Consider the following 18431-nt stretch of genomic DNA (forward strand, 5'->3'; position numbering starts at 1 on the left):
GCCTATGCGAGGCCACCGACACTCCCGGCCGGGCGGCTCAGGAGGTCCAGAAGTCCCACCAGCGGGTCAGGACGAGCATGCCGATGATCCCGACGTGGAGCACGGGCGGGACCCAGGTGAACTCGTCGAGGAAGCCGCGCAGCCAGCCGGGGGCGGGCAGCAGGCCCTCGCGCACGTTGTGCGCGGTCACGTGCCAGAACATGAAGATCGTCGCGACCCAGGCCAGGCAGCACCACAGGCACAGGGAGTTGATGTTGTACAGCGACTGGTAGGTGAGCCAGGCGCAGAAGACGACGCCGAACAGGGTGCCCGCGTTCAGCGTCAGCCAGTACCAGGGGCGGAACCGGGCGCCGGCGATCAGGCTCATGCCGACGCAGATCACGATGCCGTAGGCGACCAGTCCCAGCATGGGGTTCGGGAAGCCGAAGACGGCCGCCTGGTCGCTCTTCATGATGTTGCCGCAGGAGACGATCGGGTTCAGGCTGCAGCCCGGGGTGAAGTTCGGGTCCTCCAGCAGCTTGAACTTGTCGATCGTGATCACCCAGGCCGCCAGCAGCCCTGCGGCCCCCGTGATCACCAGCAGCAGCGCCAGGGCGCGGCTGCCGCCGATGGTCCGCGGGGCGGTTCCCGCGTCTGCACCTGTTGTCGTCATACCCGCCCGCTCCACGTCTGCAAGGTCATCAAGCACCGGCCATTGTGCCGTACGGGGGTACCGGTCCACCGTTCGATGGAGATAAGGACGTGGGGCGGTACGGGGACCGGGTCCCCGTACCGCCCCACGGACGGACGCCCTCGGTCAGGCCAGCCGGGCCTTGACCTCGGCCACCAGGTCGGCGAGGGCCACGGGGGCCTGCTCGCCCGATTCCATGTCCTTGAGCTGGACGACGCCCTCGGCGAGGTCGCGGTCGCCCGCGACGACCGTCAGCCGGGCACCGCTGCGGTTCGCGTCCTTCATGGCGCCCTTGAGTCCCTTGCCGCCGTAGGACATGTCCGCCGCGACGCCCGCCTTGCGCAGCTGCGTGACCAGCCCGAACACGGTCGGCTTGGCCTCGCCCAGGGCCACCGCGAACACCGACGTCGACGCCGGGACGTCCAGCTCCACGCCCTCGGCCTCCAGGGCCAGCACCGTACGGTCCACGCCGAGCGCCCAGCCGACCGACGGCAGCGCCGGTCCGCCGATCATCTCGGACAGGCCGTCGTAGCGGCCGCCGCCGCCGACCGCGGACTGCGAGCCCAGGCCGTCGTGGACGAACTCGAAGGTGGTGCGGGTGTAGTAGTCGAGCCCGCGCACCAGCTTCTCGTCGTCCTCGAAGACGACCCCGGCGGCCGTGATCAGCGCCCGGACCTCCTCGTGGTACGCCTTGCAGGCGTCGCAGAGGTAGTCGCGGAGCACGGGGGCGCCGACGAGCTGCTTCTGGACGTCGGGCCGCTTGTCGTCGAGGACGCGCAGCGGGTTGATCTCGGACCGGCGGACGGTCTCCTCGTCGAGGTCCAGTCCGCCGAGGAAGGTCTGGAGCGCCTCCCGGTACACCGGCCGGCACTCCTTGTCGCCGAGCGAGTTCAGCAGGATCCGGAAGTTCCGCAGGCCCAGCGAGCGGTACGCCTGGTCGGCCAGGATGATCAGCTCGGCGTCCAGGGCCGGGTCCTCGGCGCCGATCGCTTCGGCGCCGACCTGCGAGAAGTGCCGGTAACGGCCCTTCTGCGGGCGCTCGTAGCGGTAGTAGGAGCCGGAGTACCAGAGCTTGACGGGGAGGTTGCCCTGCTTGTGCAGGCTGGCCTCCAGCGCCGCGCGCAGGACCGAGGCGGTGCCCTCCGGGCGCAGGGCCAGCTGGTCGCCGCCCTTGGTCTCGAAGGCGTACATCTCCTTGGAGACGATGTCGGTGGACTCGCCCACGCCGCGGGCGAAGAGGCCGACGTCCTCGAAGCCGGGCGTCTCGATGTAGCCGTAGCCGGCGTCGCGCAGCGGGGCGGAGATGGCCTCGCGCACCGCCAGGTACTTCACGGAGACGGGCGGGATCAGGTCGTACGTGCCCTTGGGGGCCTTGAAGGTGCTCACGAAACTCGTCACATTCCTCGTCGTGGGGCGGCCGTGCCGTCCCCCAGGCCGGCGGCGACTTCCCGCAGGTACGGGTTGGTCGTCCGCTCGCGGCCGATGGTGGTCTGGGGACCGTGGCCGGACAGCACCACGGTCGAGTCGTCGAGCGGCAGGCACACGCGGGCCAGCGATTCGAGGATCTCGGCGTGGGAGCCGCCGGGCAGGTCGGTACGTCCGATGGAGCCGGCGAAGAGCAGGTCGCCCGAGAAGAAGACCGGCGGAACGTCGGCCAGCTCGGGCATCCGGAAGGTCACCGACCCCTTGGTATGCCCGGGCGCGTGCGCGACGGAGAACTCCATGCCGGCCAGCTTCAGGCTGCTGCCGTCGGTCAGCTCGCGGACGTCGTCCGGCTCCCCCACGGTGAGCTCCCCCATGAGCGGCATCCCGATGGAACGGCCGAGGGCCTTCTCCGGGTCGCTCATCATGTAGCGGTCCTCGGGGTGGATCCAGGCCGGTACGTCGTGCGCTCCGCACACCGGGACCACCGACGCCACGTGGTCGATGTGGCCGTGGGTGAGGACGACCGCGACGGGCTTGAGCCGATGCTTCTTCAGCGTCTCCTCGACACCCTGGGCGGCCTGGTGGCCCGGGTCGATGATGACGCACTCCTCACCTGCGGCGGGGGCGACCAGGTAGCAATTGGTCCCCCAGGCCCCGGCGGGGAACCCGGCAATCAGCACGTTCGTCCTCAATCGTCGTCCGGCGGGAGGCAGCGGATCGGAATCTGCTGCTCAGAGCCTACCGGCGCCGCTCATTACACAGCGAACCCATATACGGTACGGCCTAACCCAGCCCGGACAGCGGTACCAGAGACGCACAAGGAGACGACCCGGTGGTCACGAGCGATCAGCGTCGGCGACAGCTCGCCAGGGAGAAGTACGAGCGCCAGCAGAAGCGCCGGGCGGAGGCCCGCCGCAAGTCGAGGCAGCGTCTGGCGGTGATCGGCGCGGCCGCGGCCGTGGTGGTGGCCACTCTGGTGGGCCTCATCGCGGGCGGTGTCTTCGACAGCGAGGAGAAGACGGTCGAGCCGTCGGCGGACTCCTCCCCCTCCGCCGCCCCGACGCCGAAGCAGTCGCCCTCGCCGGCGATGGCGATCGACGACAAGGCGAAGTACACCTTCGGTCTGAAGACCAGCGCGGGCGAGATCAAGTTCGAGATGGACGCGGCGAAGACCCCGCAGACCGTGAACTCGTTCAAGTCGCTGGCCGACAAGAACTTCTTCGACAACACCAAGTGCCACCGCCTGGTGACCGGCTCGATCTTCGTGCTCCAGTGCGGTGACCCCGAGGGCACCGGTTCGGGCGGCCCGGGCTACAACATCCCGGACGAGAACCTGGACGCGCTCGGCAAGCCGAACGAGCAGGGCACGGTGACCTACCCGGCGGGCACGGTGGCGATGGCCAACACGGGCCAGCCCGGCACCGGCGGCAGCCAGTTCTTCCTGGTCTACAAGGACAGCCCGCTGCCCCCGCAGTACACGCCCTTCGGCAAGATCGACCCGGCCGGCGTGAAGGTCCTGGAGGAGGTCGCCAAGGCCGGCACGGCCAACGGAGCGCCGGACGGTGCCCCGAAGACCCCCGTGACCATCGAGAAGGCCACGGTCACCCAGAACTGACCGGGGCGGCGGCCCCGGGCCCGGCCGGTCCGCCTCCCGTACGTCGATATTCCGTCGTGCGGGATGCGGACAGCCGGCCCGGCGGTCGCCTATGTTGGCGTTGTGCAGGGCGGGCGCTGCCCGCCCCAGGAAACTGTGGACGATGCCCGGGGGGCGAACCCCTTCGAGGGCATCAGGTGGAGGAGGCGCTGTGAGCAGCGACCCGTGGGGCCGAGTCGACGAGACCGGCACCGTGTACGTGCGTACTTCCGAGGGCGAGCAGGTCGTCGGCTCGTGGCAGGCGGGCACCCCCGAGGAGGCCCTGGCCTACTTCGAGCGCAAGTACGAGGGCCTGGTGGTCGAGATCGGCCTCCTCGAACGGCGGGTGCGGACCACCGATCTGTCCGCCAAGGACGCCCAGACGGCCATCGAGCACCTGCGGACCCAGGTGGACGAGCACCATGCCGTGGGTGACCTCGCGGCACTGCGCGTGCGGCTCGACAAGCTGGTGGCGACCGTCGACTCGCGCCGCGAGGAGCGCAAGGTCCAGAAGGCCAAGCAGGCGGACGAGGCCCGTGCGGCCAAGGACGCGCTGGTCACCGAGGCCGAGCAGCTGGCGCAGAGCGACCAGTGGCGGTCCGCCGGCGAGCGGCTGCGCGCGCTGGTGGACATCTGGAAGGGCCTGCCCCGGCTGGACCGCAAGTCGGACGACGAGCTGTGGCACCGCTTCTCGCACGCCCGTTCCGCGTTCTCCAAGCGCCGCAAGGCGCACTTCGCCGCGCTGGACGCCCAGCGCGAGGACGCCCGCAAGGCCAAGGAGAAGCTGGTCGCGGAGGCCGAGTCTCTGTCGAAGTCGACGGACTGGGGTCCGACGGCGGCCCGCTACCGCGAGCTGATGGACAGCTGGAAGGCGGCCGGGCGGGCGCAGCGCGAGGCCGAGGACGACCTGTGGAACCGCTTCCGCGGTGCGCAGGACGTCTTCTTCGCGGCGCGCGGCGAGGTCTTCGCCGAGCGGGACGCGGAGCAGACCGAGAACCTCAAGCTGAAGGAGGAGCTGGCCGTCGAGGCGGAGAAGCTCGTCCCGGTGACGGACCTGAAGGCGGCCCGAGCCGCGTTCCGCTCCCTCAACGAGCGCTGGGAGGCCATCGGTCACGTTCCGCGTGACGCCCGTCCCAAGGTCGAGGGCCGGATGCACGCGGTGGAACGCGCGATCCAGGAGGCCGAGGAGGGCGAGTGGCGGCGTACCAACCCGGAGGCGCGGGCGCGTGCCGCCGGTCTGACCGGGCAGCTGCAGGCGGCGGTCGACAAGCTGCGTGAGCAGGTCGACGCCGCGCGCGCGGCGGGCAACAACGCGAAGGCCGACAAGCTCGCCCGGGAACTGGAGGGCCGGCAGGCGCTCCTGGACCAGGCGCTCAAGGGCCTGGAGGAGTTCGGCGGCTGAACCGCCGGACGCCGTTCCCGACGGAAGTGACGGGCATCACCGGACGTGTCCGGTGGTGCCCGTCCGTTGTGCGTTCTTCCGATTCGTTACGTGGTTTCAATACAGGGTGCGCACTGGTAGCACCTGACACCTGTGTACCGTTGTACGGTGCCGCAGGTGGCGGCCTTCTGCCGGGCGACGACCAGGATCGAATGTGACGCATACCCAGATACGCGCTGATGTCCCCGACTCGCTACTCGTTGCCGAGCCGCTCACGAGCACGAAGGACTCCGGACTCCGAGGTGTCGGACGGCGCGTACTCGCCAGCCTTCAGCGTGCCCGCAAGGCGCTGCTGATCCACATCGCGCTCCGTGCCACCGGACTGGCCGTCATGGCCGTCTGGGCCGAGCGCAAGGGTGTGCAGCCGCTGGAGATCCTGGGTGGCCGCTGGGACGCCATCTACTACCTGCACATCGCCGAGAACGGTCTGACGACGCCGCTGGCGACCCCTTCTCCGTGCGCGTTCGCGGGGCCGAGCTGCCAGATGGCGTTCTTCCCCGTCTATCCGATGATGGTCCGGTACACGTCGTACGTCAGCGGACTGCCCATGAACTGGGTGGCGATGGGGCTCGCGCTCCTCGCCTCGGTCGTCGCCGCGTGGGGCATCTTCGCCGTCACCGACAAGATCTACGGCCGCCGCGTCGCGCTCTTCACCTGCGCCCTGTTCGCGATCGTGCCGGCCGCGCTGGTCCAGTCGATGGCGTACACCGAGCCGCTGTTCCTCGCCCTGTCCGTGTGGGCGATGTACGCGGTGATGACGAAGTCCTGGCTGACGGCCGGTGTGCTGGCCTTCACCGCCGGCGCCACCCGTCCCTCCGGTTCGGCCATCGTCGCGGCCGTGGTCCTGGCGGGCGTCTGGGAGTACGTGCAGTGGCTGCGCAAGCGGCGCTCGAAGCGGCCGCCGGTGGGCCGGATCGTGGCGGCCTCGCTGATCGCCCCGCTGGGCTGGTTCGGCTACGTGGGTTACGTGGGCTGGCACTTCGGGCGCTGGGACGGCTACTTCGAGCTCCAGCGCCGGTGGGGTTCCGTCTACGACGGCGGCTTCGACACGCTGACGGAGCTGAAGAAGACCTTCACCGAGGTCCACACCACCCTCAACCACGTGGTCGTCTCGCTGACCGTGGTCACGGCCGTGGTCCTGTTCGTGCTGATGACCCGCAAGCGCCGGCCCCCGATGGTCGTGTGGATCTTCGCCGCGATGATCATGCTGATGGCGCTGGGCGGCGCCGGCTTCTACTTCTCGAAGATGCGCTTCATCATGCCCGCCTTCCCGCTGCTGTTCCCCTTCGCGCTGGCGCTCGCGAGGGCCCGCAGGAGCACGGTGGTGTGGATCATCGGATCGGCCACCGTGGTGTCCGCGCTCTTCGGGGGCAACCTCAACTTCGTCTGGTGGGGCTGCCCCTGATCCGGTCCGGACGCCACCTGTCCTCATGACGATGGGCGCCACCCCCTCGGGGGTGGCGCCCATCGTCATGTCCGGTGCCCGCGGCGGCCGTTGGCCCGCCGCTGCGGCCTGCTGCCGCCTGCTACGGCCTGCGGGCCGAGGTCACGCGGTAGACGTCGTAGACGCCCTCGACGCCCCGTACGGCCTTCAGGACGTGCCCCAGGTGCTTCGGGTCGCCCATCTCGAAGGTGAACCGGGAGGTGGCCACCCGGTCGCGCGAGGTCTGCACGGCGGCCGAGAGGATGTTCACGTGCTGGTCCGACAGGACCCGGGTGACGTCCGACAGCAGCCGGGACCGGTCCAGCGCCTCGACCTGGATGGCGACGAGGAAGACGGAGGACTGGGTCGGCGCCCACTCCACCTCCAGCATCCGCTCGGGCTGCTGGGAGAGGGAGTCGACGTTGACGCAGTCCGCGCGGTGAACCGATACGCCACTGCCGCGGGTGACGAAGCCGATGATCGGGTCGCCCGGCACCGGGGTGCAGCAGCGGGCCAGCTTGACCCACACGTCGTCGACGCCCTTGACCACCACGCCCGGGTCGGCGTTGCCCCGTCGCTTGCTGCGGCCGCGGGCCGGCGGGATGCTCTCCTCGATGTCCTCGTTGGCCGCCTCCTCGCCGCCGAGGGCCTGCACCAGCTTCTGCACGACGCCCTGCGCGGCCACGTGGCCCTCGCCGATCGCCGCGTAGAGCGAGGAGATGTCGGGGTAGCGCATCTCGTGCGCGAGGGTCACGAGGGAGTCGCCGGTCAGGATGCGCTGGATCGGCAGGTTCTGCTTGCGCATGGCCCGCGCGATGGCGTCCTTGCCGTGCTCGATGGCTTCGTCGCGGCGCTCCTTGGAGAACCAGCCGCGGATCTTGTTGCGGGCCCGGGGGGACTTGACGAAGCCGAGCCAGTCGCGGGACGGGCCCGCGCCTTCCGCCTTGGAGGTGAAGACCTCGACGAGGTCGCCGTTGTCGAGGGTCGATTCGAGCGGGACGAGGCGCCCGTTGACCCGCGCCCCTATCGTGCGGTGGCCGACCTCCGTGTGGACGGCGTACGCGAAGTCCACGGAGGTCGCGCCGGCGGGCAGGGCGATGACGTCGCCCTTGGGCGTGAAGACGAAGACCTCGTTGCGGGAGAGGTCGAAGCGCAGCGAGTCGAGGAACTCGCCCGGGTCCTCGGTCTCCTTCTGCCAGTCCAGCAACTGGCGCAGCCAGGCCATGTCGTTGACGGTGTCGTGGCCGGCGCTGCCCTTGGCCGCCTGCGGGACGTCGGTGCGGACCTTGGAGGTGCCGGCGACGGTCTGCTGCTTGTACTTCCAGTGCGCGGCGATGCCGTACTCGGCGCGGCGGTGCATGTCGAAGGTGCGGATCTGCAGTTCGACCGGCTTGCCGCTGGGCCCGATGACCGTCGTGTGCAGCGACTGGTACATGTTGAACTTGGGCATCGCGATGTAGTCCTTGAACCGGCCGGGGACCGGGTTCCAGCGCGCGTGCACCGTGCCGAGGGCCGCGTAGCAGTCCCGGACGGTGTCCACGAGGACGCGGATGCCCACCAGGTCGTAGATCTCCGCGAAGTCACGGCCGCGGACGATCATCTTCTGGTAGACGCTGTAGTAGTGCTTGGGGCGGCCGGTGACCGTGGCCTTGATGCGGGCGGCCCTGAGGTCCGTCTGGACCTCGTCGGTGACGACGGCCAGGTACTCGTCGCGCTTGGGGGCGCGCTCGGCGACCAGGCGCACGATCTCGTCGTACATCTTGGGGTAGAGGATCGCGAAGGCGAGGTCCTCCAGCTCCCACTTGATGGTGTTCATGCCGAGGCGGTGGGCCAGCGGCGCGTAGATCTCAAGGGTCTCGCGGGCCTTCTTCTCCTGCTTCTCCCGCTTGAGGTAGCGCATGGTGCGCATGTTGTGCAGGCGGTCCGCGAGCTTGATGACCAGGACCCTGGGGTCCTTGGCCATGGCGACGACCATCTTGCGGACGGTCTCGGCCTGCGCGGCCTCGCCGAACTTGACCCGGTCGAGCTTGGTGACGCCGTCGACGAGCAGGGCCACGGCGTCGCCGAAGTCGCGGCGCAGCTGGTCGAGGCCGTACTCGGTGTCCTCGACGGTGTCGTGCAGCAGGCCCGCCATGAGGGTGGCGGGGTCCATCCCGAGCTCGGCGAGGATGGTCGTCACCGCGAGCGGGTGGGTGATGTACGGGTCGCCGCTCTTGCGCTTCTGGCCCCGGTGCCAGCGTTCGGCGACCTGGTAGGCCTGCTCGATCTGGCGCAGCGTCGACGTCTCGATCTTCGGGTCGTTGCTGCGGACTATGCGGAGCAGGGGTTCCAGCACCGGGTTGTACGGGTTGGAACGCTGTACCCCGAGGCGGGCGAGCCGGGCGCGCACCCGGTTGGAGGACCCGGCCTGCTTCGCCGGAGCGGGCTTCGCCGGAGCGGGCTTGACCGGCGGGGCCGGCGGGGGCGTGGCGGCGGCCGCCGCGGCCGGCTCGGCCTGCGGGTCGGGCTGCGCGGCGGAGAGTGGCTGGACCTCGTCTGGCAAGAGCGCTCCTCATGCGGATCCGGGGCCCCGGTCAGGTCCGGATAACCCATGGTAGCGAGGGTTGCGCCGGCCCGTTCCCCCGCGCCCGCCCCCTGGGACGCGCCGGCCGTCCGGCCGGTACCCGCCCCATGCGGAAGCGGCGGGCACCGGGGTGTTCCCCGGTGCCCGCCGCTTCGGTGAGCGCAGTGGGTCAGACCACGATCAGCGCGTCCAGCGGAGCCCCCGCCAGCGACGGGGTGATCCTGGCGCGGCCCGGGAGGAACGACAGCTCCATCAGGACCGCCACGCCCGTGACCTCAGCGCCGGCCCGCCGGATGAGCTCCAGCGAGGCGCCGGCGGTGCCTCCGGTGGCCAGGACGTCGTCGATGACCATGACCTTGTCACCGGCGGTGAGGTCCTCCGCGTGGACCTCGATCTCCGCGGAGCCGTATTCCAGCTCGTAGGACTGCGCGAGCGTGGCGCCCGGCAGCTTCCCGGCCTTGCGGACCGGCACGAAGCCGATGCCCGCCTGAACGGCGACGGGGGCCGCGAGGATGAACCCGCGCGCCTCCAGGCCGACGATCTTCGTCGCGCCGTACCGGACGGCCAGCTCCGCCAGCGCGTCCGTCAGGGCCGCGAAGGCCTTCGGGTCGGCGAGCAGCGGGGTGATGTCCTTGAACATCACGCCCGGCTTCGGGTAGTCCGGGACGTCCTTGATCCGGCTGAGCAGCAGCTCGCGGACCTCGGGGGAACAGGCCTCGGTCACCGGCGCCGCCTCCCGCGGCCGCCCGGGCCCACGGCCTCGGGGGCGTCGTCGGACTCGGAGTCCTCGTAGCCCTCGGCCGGCTCGCCCTTGGCCGCCGCGGCCGCCCGCTTGGCGAGCACCCGCTTCTTGAGCGCCTTCATCGCCGGCTCGCGCTCCTTCAGGTCGACGACCAGCGGGGTCGCGATGAAGATCGAGGAGTACGCACCGGCGGCGAGGCCGACGAACAGCGACAGGGAGATGTCGTTCAGCATGCCGGCGCCGAGGAAGCCACCGCCGATGAACAGCAGGGCCGCGACCGGGAGCAGCGCGACGACCGTGGTGTTGATGGAGCGGACCAGGGTGCCGTTGATGCTGCGGTTGGCGATCTCGCTGAAGGTGAAGCGGGTCTGCTTCGTGAGGTCCTTCGAGCCCTCCTTGAGACCGTCGAAGACGACGACGGTGTCGTAGAGGGAGTAACCGAGGATCGTCAGCAGACCGATGACCGTACCCGGGGTGACCTCGAAGCCGACCAGCGCGTAGACGCCGACGGTGATGGTGAGGTCGTGGATCAGGGCGATCAGGGCGGCGACGGCCATGCGCCACTCGAAGGCGATCGCGAGGTAGATCACCACGAGGACCATGAAGATGGCGAGGCCGGTCCAGGCCTTGTTCGCGATCTGGGAGCCCCAGCTGGGGCCGACCAGGTCCGCGTTGATGTCGGCTTCGGTGACCTTGAGCTCGGTCGCCAGCTGCTTCTTCACGTCGGCGGTGGCGGCGGAGCCGGTGTCCAGACCGGAGATCTGGATGCGCAGGCCGCCCGTGCCGAGCTCCTGGACGATCGCGTCGTGACCGGAGGCGTTCTCGGCGACCTCGGTCACCTTGGCCACCGAGGCGGACGTCTTCGGGGTGGTGAAGACGGCACCGCCCTTGAACTCGATGCCCATGTTGAGGCCCTGAACGGCCAGGGCCACGATCGCCGTGATGGTGATCAGGATGGAAACGCCGTACCAGAGGAAACGCTTGCCGACGAAGTCGTACCCGACCTCGCCGCGGTACAGCCTGGCGCCGAGATCTCCCAGCTTCGACATCTCACGCCTCCTTTACGTCGACGGGGGCGGCGGGCGCGACGGTGCGGCGCGAGCCGCGCAGCGGGGGCTTGGCGCCCAGTCGCTGCGGGTCGAGCCCGGACCACGGGTGCCCGCTGGAGAAGAACTTCGTACGGGCCAGCAGCGTCATGATCGGCTTGGTGAAGAGGAACACCACGACCACGTCGAGCAGGGTGGTCAGACCCAGTGTGAAGGCGAAGCCCTGCACCTTGCCGACGGTGACGATGAAGAGCACCGCGGCCGCCAGGAACGACACGAAGTCGGAGACCAGGATGGTGCGCCGGGCACGCGGCCAGGCGCGCTCGACGGCCGGACGCAGGGTGCGGCCCTCGCGGATCTCGTCCCGGATGCGTTCGAAGTACACGATGAACGAGTCCGCCGTGATGCCGATCGCCACGATCGCGCCGCAGACGGCGGGCAGGTTCAGCGCGAAGCCGATGCCCTTTCCGAGCAGCGACATGATCGTGTAGGTCAGGATCGCGGAGACCAGGAGGCTGACGATCGCGATGAAGGCCAGACCGCGGTAGTACACCAGCAGGTAGATCACGACGAGGATCAGGCCGATGCCGCCGGCGATGAGGCCGGCCTTCAGCTGCTCCCCGCCGAGCGCGGCGGTGACGGTGGTGACGCTGTCCTCGCTGAAGGAGAGCGGCAGGGCGCCGTAGGACAGCATGTTGCCCAGGTCCTGGGCGCTCTCCTGGGTGAAGCCGCCGGAGATCTCGGCGTTGCCGCCGGTCAGTGCCTGGCTGACGGAGGGGTCGGAGATGACCTCGCCGTCGAGGACGATCGCGAACTGGTTCTGCGGGGACTGCTTGGTGGCCAGCTCGCCGGTGATCTTGGCGAACTTGTCGGCGCCCTTGTCGGTGAACTGCATCTGGACGATCCAGCCGCCGCGCTGCTGGTCGATGACGCCCTTGGCGTCCTTCACGTCCTGGCCGTTGACCTGGGCCGGACCGAGGACCCACTTGCCCCAGGCGTCGCCGCGCTTGCCGCAGGCGAGCATCGGCTCCTCGGGCTTGGCGCCCTTGCCGGCGGCGGCGCGCTGCTCGTCGTTGGTGCAGTCCAGCGCGGCGAACTTCGCCTGCAGGTCGGCGACGGCGGCGTCCTCGCCCGAAGGGGTCGGGGTGGCGCCGGGGGCCGCGCTCGTGCCCGGGCTCGGCGAACCGGAGGGGGCCTTGTTGTCGTCTGCCTTCTTCGACTCACCCGTGGAGGGGGTGGGAGAGGGGGCGCTGGGGGCCTTGAGGGCCTCGCTGAGCGCACGGCCCTGGGAAGTGGCGCTGGACGACGGGGTGGCCGGGGCGGACGGCTTGCCGTTGCCTTCGGCCTTCGGCGGGGCGGAACCGCTCGCGGAGGGGCTCGGGGACCCGCTCGGGGTCGTCTCGGGGGCGATCGGGGCCCCGTCGGCGAAGGCGAGCACGGGGCGGAAGTAGAGCTGGGCGGTGGTACCGACCTGCTCGCGCGCCTGCTGCTCGTTCGTCCCCTTGGGGATGTTCACGATGATGTGGTCGCGGCCCTGGACCTGGACCTCGGCCTCCGAGACGCCGAGACCGTTGACGCGGCGGTCGATGATGCCGACCGCCGTGTTCATGTTGGTCTCGTTGACCGCGTCCGGCTTGCCGGGCTCGCTCTTGGCCTTGAGCGTGATGCTCGTACCGCCCGCGAGGTCGATGCCCAGGCGGGGGGTCGTCTGCTTCGTGAGGAACATCCCCGCGGTGAGCGCCACCATCGCGATCAGGATGATGGCCAGGGCACGCCCCGGCCTCCCCTGAGCCCCCGTGGGCCGCCGGCCCTTCTTCGGTGCTGCCACCTTGTCGTTTCTCCCTGTCCAACCGTCCCGCGCCGGGTCAGCGCGCGGACGGCCACGAAATGTGTGGTGGGGACCCCTGCCCCCCGCAGAAGTTCACTGGCGGGATCCGCGGCGGCCGCCGGTCAGGCGCCACCGCGGTCCCCCGGCCGGCGCTACTTCGCGCCGGCCTCGCCGTCCTTGGGCTCGTCGCCCTTGGGCTCGTCGCCCTTGCCCAGGTCGAGCTTCGGGTTCTCGTCGGCGTCCTTCGACAGATCGGTCTTCGGCCGGTCCGTCTTCGGGGTGTCGGTGAGCGAGGAGGCGTCGTCCGGGACGACCGGCGTGTCGTCGGCAGGAGCGTCGAGGACGCCGTGGACGATGCGGTTGTACTCCTCGTCCTCGAGGACGGCACCGATGGCGTTCTTCGCGTAGATCGCGTGGACGCCGGGGGCCACTTCGAGGGTCACCGTGTCCTCACCGATCTCCTTCACCGTGGCGTACATGCCGCCGATGGTGCGGACGCCGGTGCCGGGCGTCATGTCGTTGCGCATCTGCGCGGCCGCCTGCTGCTTCTTCTTGGCGGAGCGGGTCATCAGGAACATCGCCCCGATGAGCACGATGAACGGGAGGAGTGTCACGAGATTCACGGGACGGAGATCCTTCGCACGACCGCACGGGAGACGGCCTTTTTCTACGGGGGTGGGCACGCCGACCCGAAGGGTCGGCATCGGCGGAGTCTAGGCGAGTCCGCACCGATGGAACAACGCCCAGCATGGCACCGCAGTTCCTGACCGGTCGAACCTCCGCGCCGTCAGGCCCCGAACAAGCCTTGTTGTCCGCTTGATCCACTCGCGCCGTGCTGCGGCGGGACGAGCCCCAGGTGGGCCCAGGCGGCGGGGGTCGCGACCCGCCCGCGCGGGGTGCGGGCCAGCAGGCCCTCCCTGACCAGGAACGGCTCGGCCACCTCCTCGACGGTCTCCCGCTCCTCGCCGACGGCCACCGCGAGGGTGGACAGCCCGACCGGTCCGCCGCCGAAGAGCTTGAGCAGGGCCTCCAGCACGGCCCGGTCCAGCCGGTCGAGGCCGCGCTCGTCCACCTCGTAGACCTTGAGGGCGGTACCGGCCACCTCGCGGTTGATCACCCCGTCGGCCCTGACCTGGGCGTAGTCCCGGACGCGGCGCAGGAGCCGGTTGGCGATGCGGGGGGTGCCCCGGGAACGCCCGGCGATCTCGGCGGCTCCGGCGGTGTCGATCTCCACGTCGAGGAGGCGGGCGGAGCGGTGAATGACTCGTTCCAGCTCTTCGGGGGCGTAGAACTCCATGTGGCCCGTGAAGCCGAAGCGGTCCCGCAGGGGCGGGGGCAGCAGTCCGGCGCGGGTGGTGGCCCCGACGAGGGTGAAGGGCGGCAGTTCGAGGGGGATGGCGGTGGCTCCGGGCCCCTTGCCGACGATGACGTCGACGCGGAAGTCCTCCATGGCCATGTACAGCATCTCCTCGGCGGGCCGGGACATGCGGTGGATCTCGTCCAGGAAGAGGACCTCGCCCTCCTGGAGGGAGGAGAGGATCGCGGCGAGGTCGCCGGCGTGCTGGATGGCCGGGCCGGAGGTGATCCGGATCGGCGCGCCCATCTCGGCGGCGATGATCATGGAGAGGGTGGTCTTGCCGAGCCCGGGCGCACCGGAGAGCAGGACGTGGTCGGCGGTGGCTCCGCGCTGGCGGGCCGCCTTGAGGACGAGGTCCAGCTGCTGGCGGACCTTCTCCTGGCCGACGAACTCACCGAGGTCCTTGGGGCGCAGGGCCGCCTCGACGGCGGTGTCCTCCCCGTCCGCGGCGGCGGCGACGATGCGTGCCTCGTCCTCGGCGGTGGTCTCGTCGTCCCAGTTCACGGTGTCGGTCTGCCTTCTCGGGGTGCGCGGGTGTCGGTCGTGCGGGGCGGCGGTCAGCGGGCGCGGTTGAGGGTCTGGAGGGCGGCGCGGAGCAGCTGCGGGACGGGCGCGGAGCCGCCCGCGGCGATGGCCGCCTCGGCCTGCGGGGTCACCGCGGAGACCGCCTCGTCGGCTTCGCGGGAGGCGTAGCCGAGGCCGATCAGGGCGGCCTGGAGCTGCTCGGTCCACGGGGCGGGGCCGGTGGCGACGGCCCGCTGGGCGCCGACGAGGCCGCTCGCCCCCAGGGGGGCGCCGAGCTTGTCCTTGAGCTCCAGCAGGAGCTTCTGGGCGCCCTTCTTGCCGATGCCGGGTACGGCCGTCAGGGCCTTCTCGTCGCCCGTGGAGACGGCGAGGCGCAGCGCGTCGGGGCTGTGCACGCCGAGCATCGCCTGCGCCAGCCGGGGGCCGACGCCGCTGGCGGTCTGGAGCAGTTCGAAGACCTGCCGCTCGTCGTCGTCGGCGAAGCCGTACAGGGTCAGCGAGTCCTCCCGGACGACCAGGGAGGTGGCCAGCCGGGCCTGCTCGCCGGTGCGCAGGCCGGCGATGGTGTTCGGCGTGCACTGCACGGCCATGCCCACTCCCCCGACCTCGATGACGGCCAGGGTGGGGGCGAGGGCGGCGACGGGGCCGCTGACGAAGGCGATCATCGGGTACGGCCTTTCGAGGCGTGCAGGGCGACCGCCTGCTGGAGGCGGTTCTGGGCGGGGGCCCGCCAGATGTGGCAGATGGCGAGGGCGAGGGCGTCGGCGGCGTCCGCCGGTTTCGGCGGTTCGGCCAGCCGCAGCAGGCGGGTCACCATGGCTCCGACCTGTGCTTTGTCGGCCCGGCCGGTGCCGGTGACGGCGGCCTTGACCTCGCTCGGTGTGTGCAGGGCGACCGGTATGCCGCGCCGGGCGGCGCACAGCATGGCGACGGCGCTGGCCTGGGCGGTGCCCATCACGGTGCTGACGTTGTGCTGGCTGAAGACCCGCTCCACGGCGACGACCTCGGGCCGGTGCGCGTCGAGCCATTCCTCGATGCCCCGCTCGATGGCGACGAGCCGGTGCCCGAGCTCGGCGTCGGCGGGCGTCCGTACGACGCCGACGCCGAGCATGGTCAGGGGCCGGCCGGCGACGCCCTCGACCACGCCGACGCCGCACCGGGTCAGCCCCGGGTCCACGCCGAGTACTCGCACCGCGCCCCCTCCCTCGCTCACCTGTCCGCGTCCGTGCAGGCTATAGGGCACCACTGACAAAGCGACGGGCCGACGGGGTGTGTCCCGTCGGCCCGTCCGAAGCGGCTGCCCCCGCCGGGGGCGGCCTACGCGTCGACCTTCTCCATGACCTCGTCCGAGACGTCGAAGTTGGCGAAGACGTTCTGCACGTCGTCGCTGTCCTCCAGCGCGTCGATCAGCTTGAAGATCTTGCGCGCGCCCTCTTCGTCCAGCTCGACCTGCATGGTCGGCAGGAAGTTGGAGTCGGCCGAGTCGTAGTCGATCCCGGCGTCCTGGAGGGCCGTGCGGACCGCGACCATGTCGGTGGCCTCGCTGATGATCTCGAAGCTCTCGCCGAGGTCGTTGACCTCTTCGGCGCCCGCCTCCAGCACCGCACCGAGGACGTCGTCCTCGGAGAGTTCGCCCTTGGGCAGCAGGACGACGCCCTTGCGGTTGAACAGGTACGAGACCGAGCCCGGGTCGGCCATCGAGCCGCCGTTGCGGGTCATGGCGACGCGCACGTCGGACGCGGCGCGGTTGCGGTTGTCGGTGAGGCACTCGATGAGCACCGCGACGCCGTTCGGGCCGTAGCCCTCGTACATGATCGTCTCGTAGTCGGCGCCGCCGGCCTCCAGGCCGCCGCCGCGCTTGACCGCGGAGTCGATGTTCTTGTTCGGGACCGAGCTCTTCTTGGCCTTCTGGATGGCGTCGAAGAGGGTCGGGTTGCCCTCGACGTCGGCACCGCCCATACGGGCCGCGACCTCGATGTTCTTGATCAGCTTCGCGAAGAGCTTGCCGCGCTTGGCGTCAACCACGGCCTTCTTGTGCTTCGTCGTAGCCCATTTAGAGTGGCCGGACATCTGCCTGTCTCCTTCGCGTCACCAACAATGTTCGCCTCAGATCCTACCGGGACGCCGTTACAGCCCGGCGCGCACCATGTCGACGAAGTACGCGTGAACGCGATCGTCGCCGGTCAGTTCGGGGTGGAACGAGGTGGCGAGGACGTTGCCCTGGCGGACGGCCACGGTGTGGCCGTCGTACGTGGCGAGCACCTCGGCGGCGCCGCCGACGGACTCGACCCAGGGGGCCCTGATGAAGACGCCCTCGACGGGGCCGCCCGCTATGCCGGCGAACTCGACCTTCGCCTCGAAGGACTCGTTCTGACGGCCGAAGGCGTTGCGGCGGACGATCATGTCGATGCCGCCGAGCGTCTCCTGGTCGTCACGGCCGTCCAGCAGCTTGTCGGCGAGCATGATCATGCCGGCGCAGGTGCCGTACACGGGCATGCCGGCGCGCACGCGCTCGCGCAGCGGCTCCAGCATGCCGAACAGCACGGCGAGCTTCGACATGGTCGTGGACTCGCCGCCGGGGATCACCAGGGCGTCGACCTCGGCGAGCTCCTCGGGACGCCGGACCGGCCTGGCCACGGCGTCCGCCGCGGCCAGGGCGATCAGGTGCTCCCGTACGTCGCCCTGGAGTGCCAGGACACCGATCACGGGGGTGTTCGTCATGTCGGGACTACCAGCCGCGGTTGGCGTAGCGCTCGGCCTCGGGGAGGGTGTCGCAGTTGATGCCGACCATGGCCTCGCCCAGGTTGCGGGAGGCGTCCGCGATGATCTTCGGGTCGTCGTAGAAGGTGGTGGCCTTCACGATGGCGGCGGCGCGCTTGGCCGGGTCGCCGGACTTGAAGATGCCGGAGCCGACGAAGACGCCCTCGGCGCCGAGCTGGCGCATCAGGGCGGCGTCGGCCGGGGTGGCGACGCCACCGGCGGAGAACAGGACGACCGGGAGCTTGCCGAGCTCGGCGACCTCCTTGACGAGCTCGTACGGCGCGCGCAGCTCCTTGGCGGCGGCGAACAGCTCGTTGTTGTCGTAGCCGCGCAGGCGGGCGATCTCGTTCTTGATCTGGCGCAGGTGACGGACGGCCTCGACGACGTTGCCGGTGCCGGCCTCGCCCTTCGAGCGGATCATGGCCGCGCCCTCGGCGATGCGGCGCAGGGCCTCGCCCAGGTTGGTGGCGCCACAGACGAAGGGGGTGGTGAACGCCCACTTGTCGGAGTGGTTGACCTCGTCGGCCGGGGTCAGGACCTCGGACTCGTCGATGTAGTCGACGCCGAGGGACTGGAGCACCTGGGCCTCGACGAAGTGGCCGATGCGGGACTTGGCCATGACCGGGATCGAGACGGCCTCGATGATCTCTTCGATCATGTTGGGGTCGGACATGCGGGCCACGCCGCCGTCCTTGCGGATGTCCGCGGGGACCCGCTCCAGGGCCATGACGGCCACGGCGCCGGCGTCCTCGGCGATCTTCGCCTGCTCGGCGTTGACCACATCCATGATCACGCCGCCCTTGAGCTGCTCGGCCATGCCGCGCTTGACGCGGGAGGTGCCGATGGCCGACTCAGCGGACTGGGGGGAGGTGGGAAGCGTGCTCACGGGTTGACCTCACTCGAAAGGAAGACGGGTACTACTTGGCTGAGAAAACCCCACCGACCAGTCCACTGCAAGGGCCAATGTGGAGCCGGTGGCTTCTTCATTTGTCCCCCGCGGCTCTAGGAGGTGCCGTCG

Annotated in this window: 17 protein-coding genes; 3 read left to right on the forward strand and 14 right to left on the reverse strand. The window is 70.4% G+C overall.

Annotation, left to right across the window (positions count from 1 at the left end; all coding sequences use genetic code 11):
* Window positions 1-37: 37 nt before the first annotated feature.
* From AC07B0_RS29480 to AC07B0_RS29490, 3 genes are all read right to left on the reverse strand, one after another.
* Window positions 38-652: a vitamin K epoxide reductase family protein gene (locus AC07B0_RS29480; RefSeq protein ID WP_478899289.1), complete on the reverse strand. Its 615-nt coding sequence runs from the start codon at window positions 650-652 to the stop codon at window positions 38-40.
* A 144-nt stretch (window positions 653-796) separates the two neighbouring features.
* Window positions 797-2056, reverse strand: coding sequence for a histidine--tRNA ligase (gene hisS / locus AC07B0_RS29485; RefSeq protein WP_356880357.1), 1260 nt, complete (start codon window positions 2054-2056; stop codon window positions 797-799).
* A gap of 8 nt (window positions 2057-2064) precedes the next feature.
* Window positions 2065-2775 carry an MBL fold metallo-hydrolase gene (locus tag AC07B0_RS29490; RefSeq protein WP_356880359.1) on the reverse strand — a complete coding sequence of 237 codons (711 nt, stop codon included), beginning with the start codon at window positions 2773-2775 and terminating at the stop codon, window positions 2065-2067.
* A 152-nt stretch (window positions 2776-2927) separates the two neighbouring features.
* Between AC07B0_RS29490 and AC07B0_RS29495 the strand changes: the two genes are divergently transcribed.
* The 3 genes from AC07B0_RS29495 to AC07B0_RS29505 all read left to right on the forward strand — a co-directional run bounded on the left by AC07B0_RS29495 (window position 2928) and on the right by AC07B0_RS29505 (window position 6574).
* Window positions 2928-3710, forward strand: a complete 783-nt coding sequence (locus AC07B0_RS29495) for a peptidylprolyl isomerase (protein ID WP_356880361.1) — start codon at window positions 2928-2930, stop codon at window positions 3708-3710.
* Window positions 3711-3900: 190 nt separating this feature from the next.
* Window positions 3901-5130 carry a DUF349 domain-containing protein gene (locus AC07B0_RS29500; RefSeq protein WP_356880363.1) on the forward strand — a complete coding sequence of 410 codons (1230 nt, stop codon included), beginning with the start codon at window positions 3901-3903 and terminating at the stop codon, window positions 5128-5130.
* A 193-nt stretch (window positions 5131-5323) separates the two neighbouring features.
* A complete protein-coding gene (locus AC07B0_RS29505; RefSeq protein WP_356880365.1) occupies window positions 5324-6574 on the forward strand; it encodes a hypothetical protein in 1251 nt (416 codons plus the stop codon).
* Between the two features lie 121 nt (window positions 6575-6695).
* On the opposite strand, the gene AC07B0_RS29510 is transcribed toward AC07B0_RS29505, so the two are convergent.
* From AC07B0_RS29510 to pdxS, 11 genes are all read right to left on the reverse strand, one after another.
* Complete coding sequence (locus AC07B0_RS29510; RefSeq protein WP_356880367.1) at window positions 6696-9134, reverse strand: RelA/SpoT family protein; 2439 nt, start codon at window positions 9132-9134, stop codon at window positions 6696-6698.
* 190 nt (window positions 9135-9324) lie between these two features.
* Window positions 9325-9879 carry an adenine phosphoribosyltransferase gene (locus tag AC07B0_RS29515; protein WP_478899291.1) on the reverse strand — a complete coding sequence of 185 codons (555 nt, stop codon included), beginning with the start codon at window positions 9877-9879 and terminating at the stop codon, window positions 9325-9327.
* Window positions 9876-10946: a protein translocase subunit SecF gene (secF, locus tag AC07B0_RS29520; RefSeq protein WP_356880371.1), complete on the reverse strand. Its 1071-nt coding sequence runs from the start codon at window positions 10944-10946 to the stop codon at window positions 9876-9878. Before secF ends, AC07B0_RS29515 begins: the two co-directional genes overlap by 4 nt.
* Window position 10947: 1 nt before the next feature.
* The gene (secD, locus tag AC07B0_RS29525) at window positions 10948-12771 is read right to left on the reverse strand and encodes a protein translocase subunit SecD (RefSeq protein ID WP_467294432.1); all 1824 of its coding nucleotides are present in this window, start codon (window positions 12769-12771) and stop codon (window positions 10948-10950) included.
* A 152-nt stretch (window positions 12772-12923) separates the two neighbouring features.
* On the reverse strand, window positions 12924-13394 hold the full coding sequence (gene yajC, locus AC07B0_RS29530; RefSeq protein WP_356880375.1) for a preprotein translocase subunit YajC: 471 nt from the start codon (window positions 13392-13394) through the stop codon (window positions 12924-12926).
* Window positions 13395-13558: 164 nt separating this feature from the next.
* Complete coding sequence (ruvB, locus tag AC07B0_RS29535; RefSeq protein ID WP_356880377.1) at window positions 13559-14632, reverse strand: Holliday junction branch migration DNA helicase RuvB; 1074 nt, start codon at window positions 14630-14632, stop codon at window positions 13559-13561.
* 53 nt (window positions 14633-14685) lie between these two features.
* Complete coding sequence (gene ruvA / locus AC07B0_RS29540; RefSeq protein WP_356880379.1) at window positions 14686-15318, reverse strand: Holliday junction branch migration protein RuvA; 633 nt, start codon at window positions 15316-15318, stop codon at window positions 14686-14688.
* The gene (ruvC, locus tag AC07B0_RS29545) at window positions 15315-15845 is read right to left on the reverse strand and encodes a crossover junction endodeoxyribonuclease RuvC (RefSeq protein WP_356880381.1); all 531 of its coding nucleotides are present in this window, start codon (window positions 15843-15845) and stop codon (window positions 15315-15317) included. Before ruvC ends, ruvA begins: the two co-directional genes overlap by 4 nt.
* Before the next feature lie 125 nt (window positions 15846-15970).
* Window positions 15971-16723 carry a YebC/PmpR family DNA-binding transcriptional regulator gene (locus tag AC07B0_RS29550; protein ID WP_478899294.1) on the reverse strand — a complete coding sequence of 251 codons (753 nt, stop codon included), beginning with the start codon at window positions 16721-16723 and terminating at the stop codon, window positions 15971-15973.
* 57 nt (window positions 16724-16780) lie between these two features.
* The gene (gene pdxT / locus AC07B0_RS29555; RefSeq protein WP_356880385.1) at window positions 16781-17374 is read right to left on the reverse strand and encodes a pyridoxal 5'-phosphate synthase glutaminase subunit PdxT; all 594 of its coding nucleotides are present in this window, start codon (window positions 17372-17374) and stop codon (window positions 16781-16783) included.
* Window positions 17375-17381: 7 nt separating this feature from the next.
* Window positions 17382-18299, reverse strand: coding sequence for a pyridoxal 5'-phosphate synthase lyase subunit PdxS (gene pdxS / locus AC07B0_RS29560; RefSeq protein WP_030706266.1), 918 nt, complete (start codon window positions 18297-18299; stop codon window positions 17382-17384).
* Between the last annotated feature and the right edge of the window lie 132 nt (window positions 18300-18431).

This window comes from Streptomyces sp. NPDC044704 (assembly GCF_056433525.1).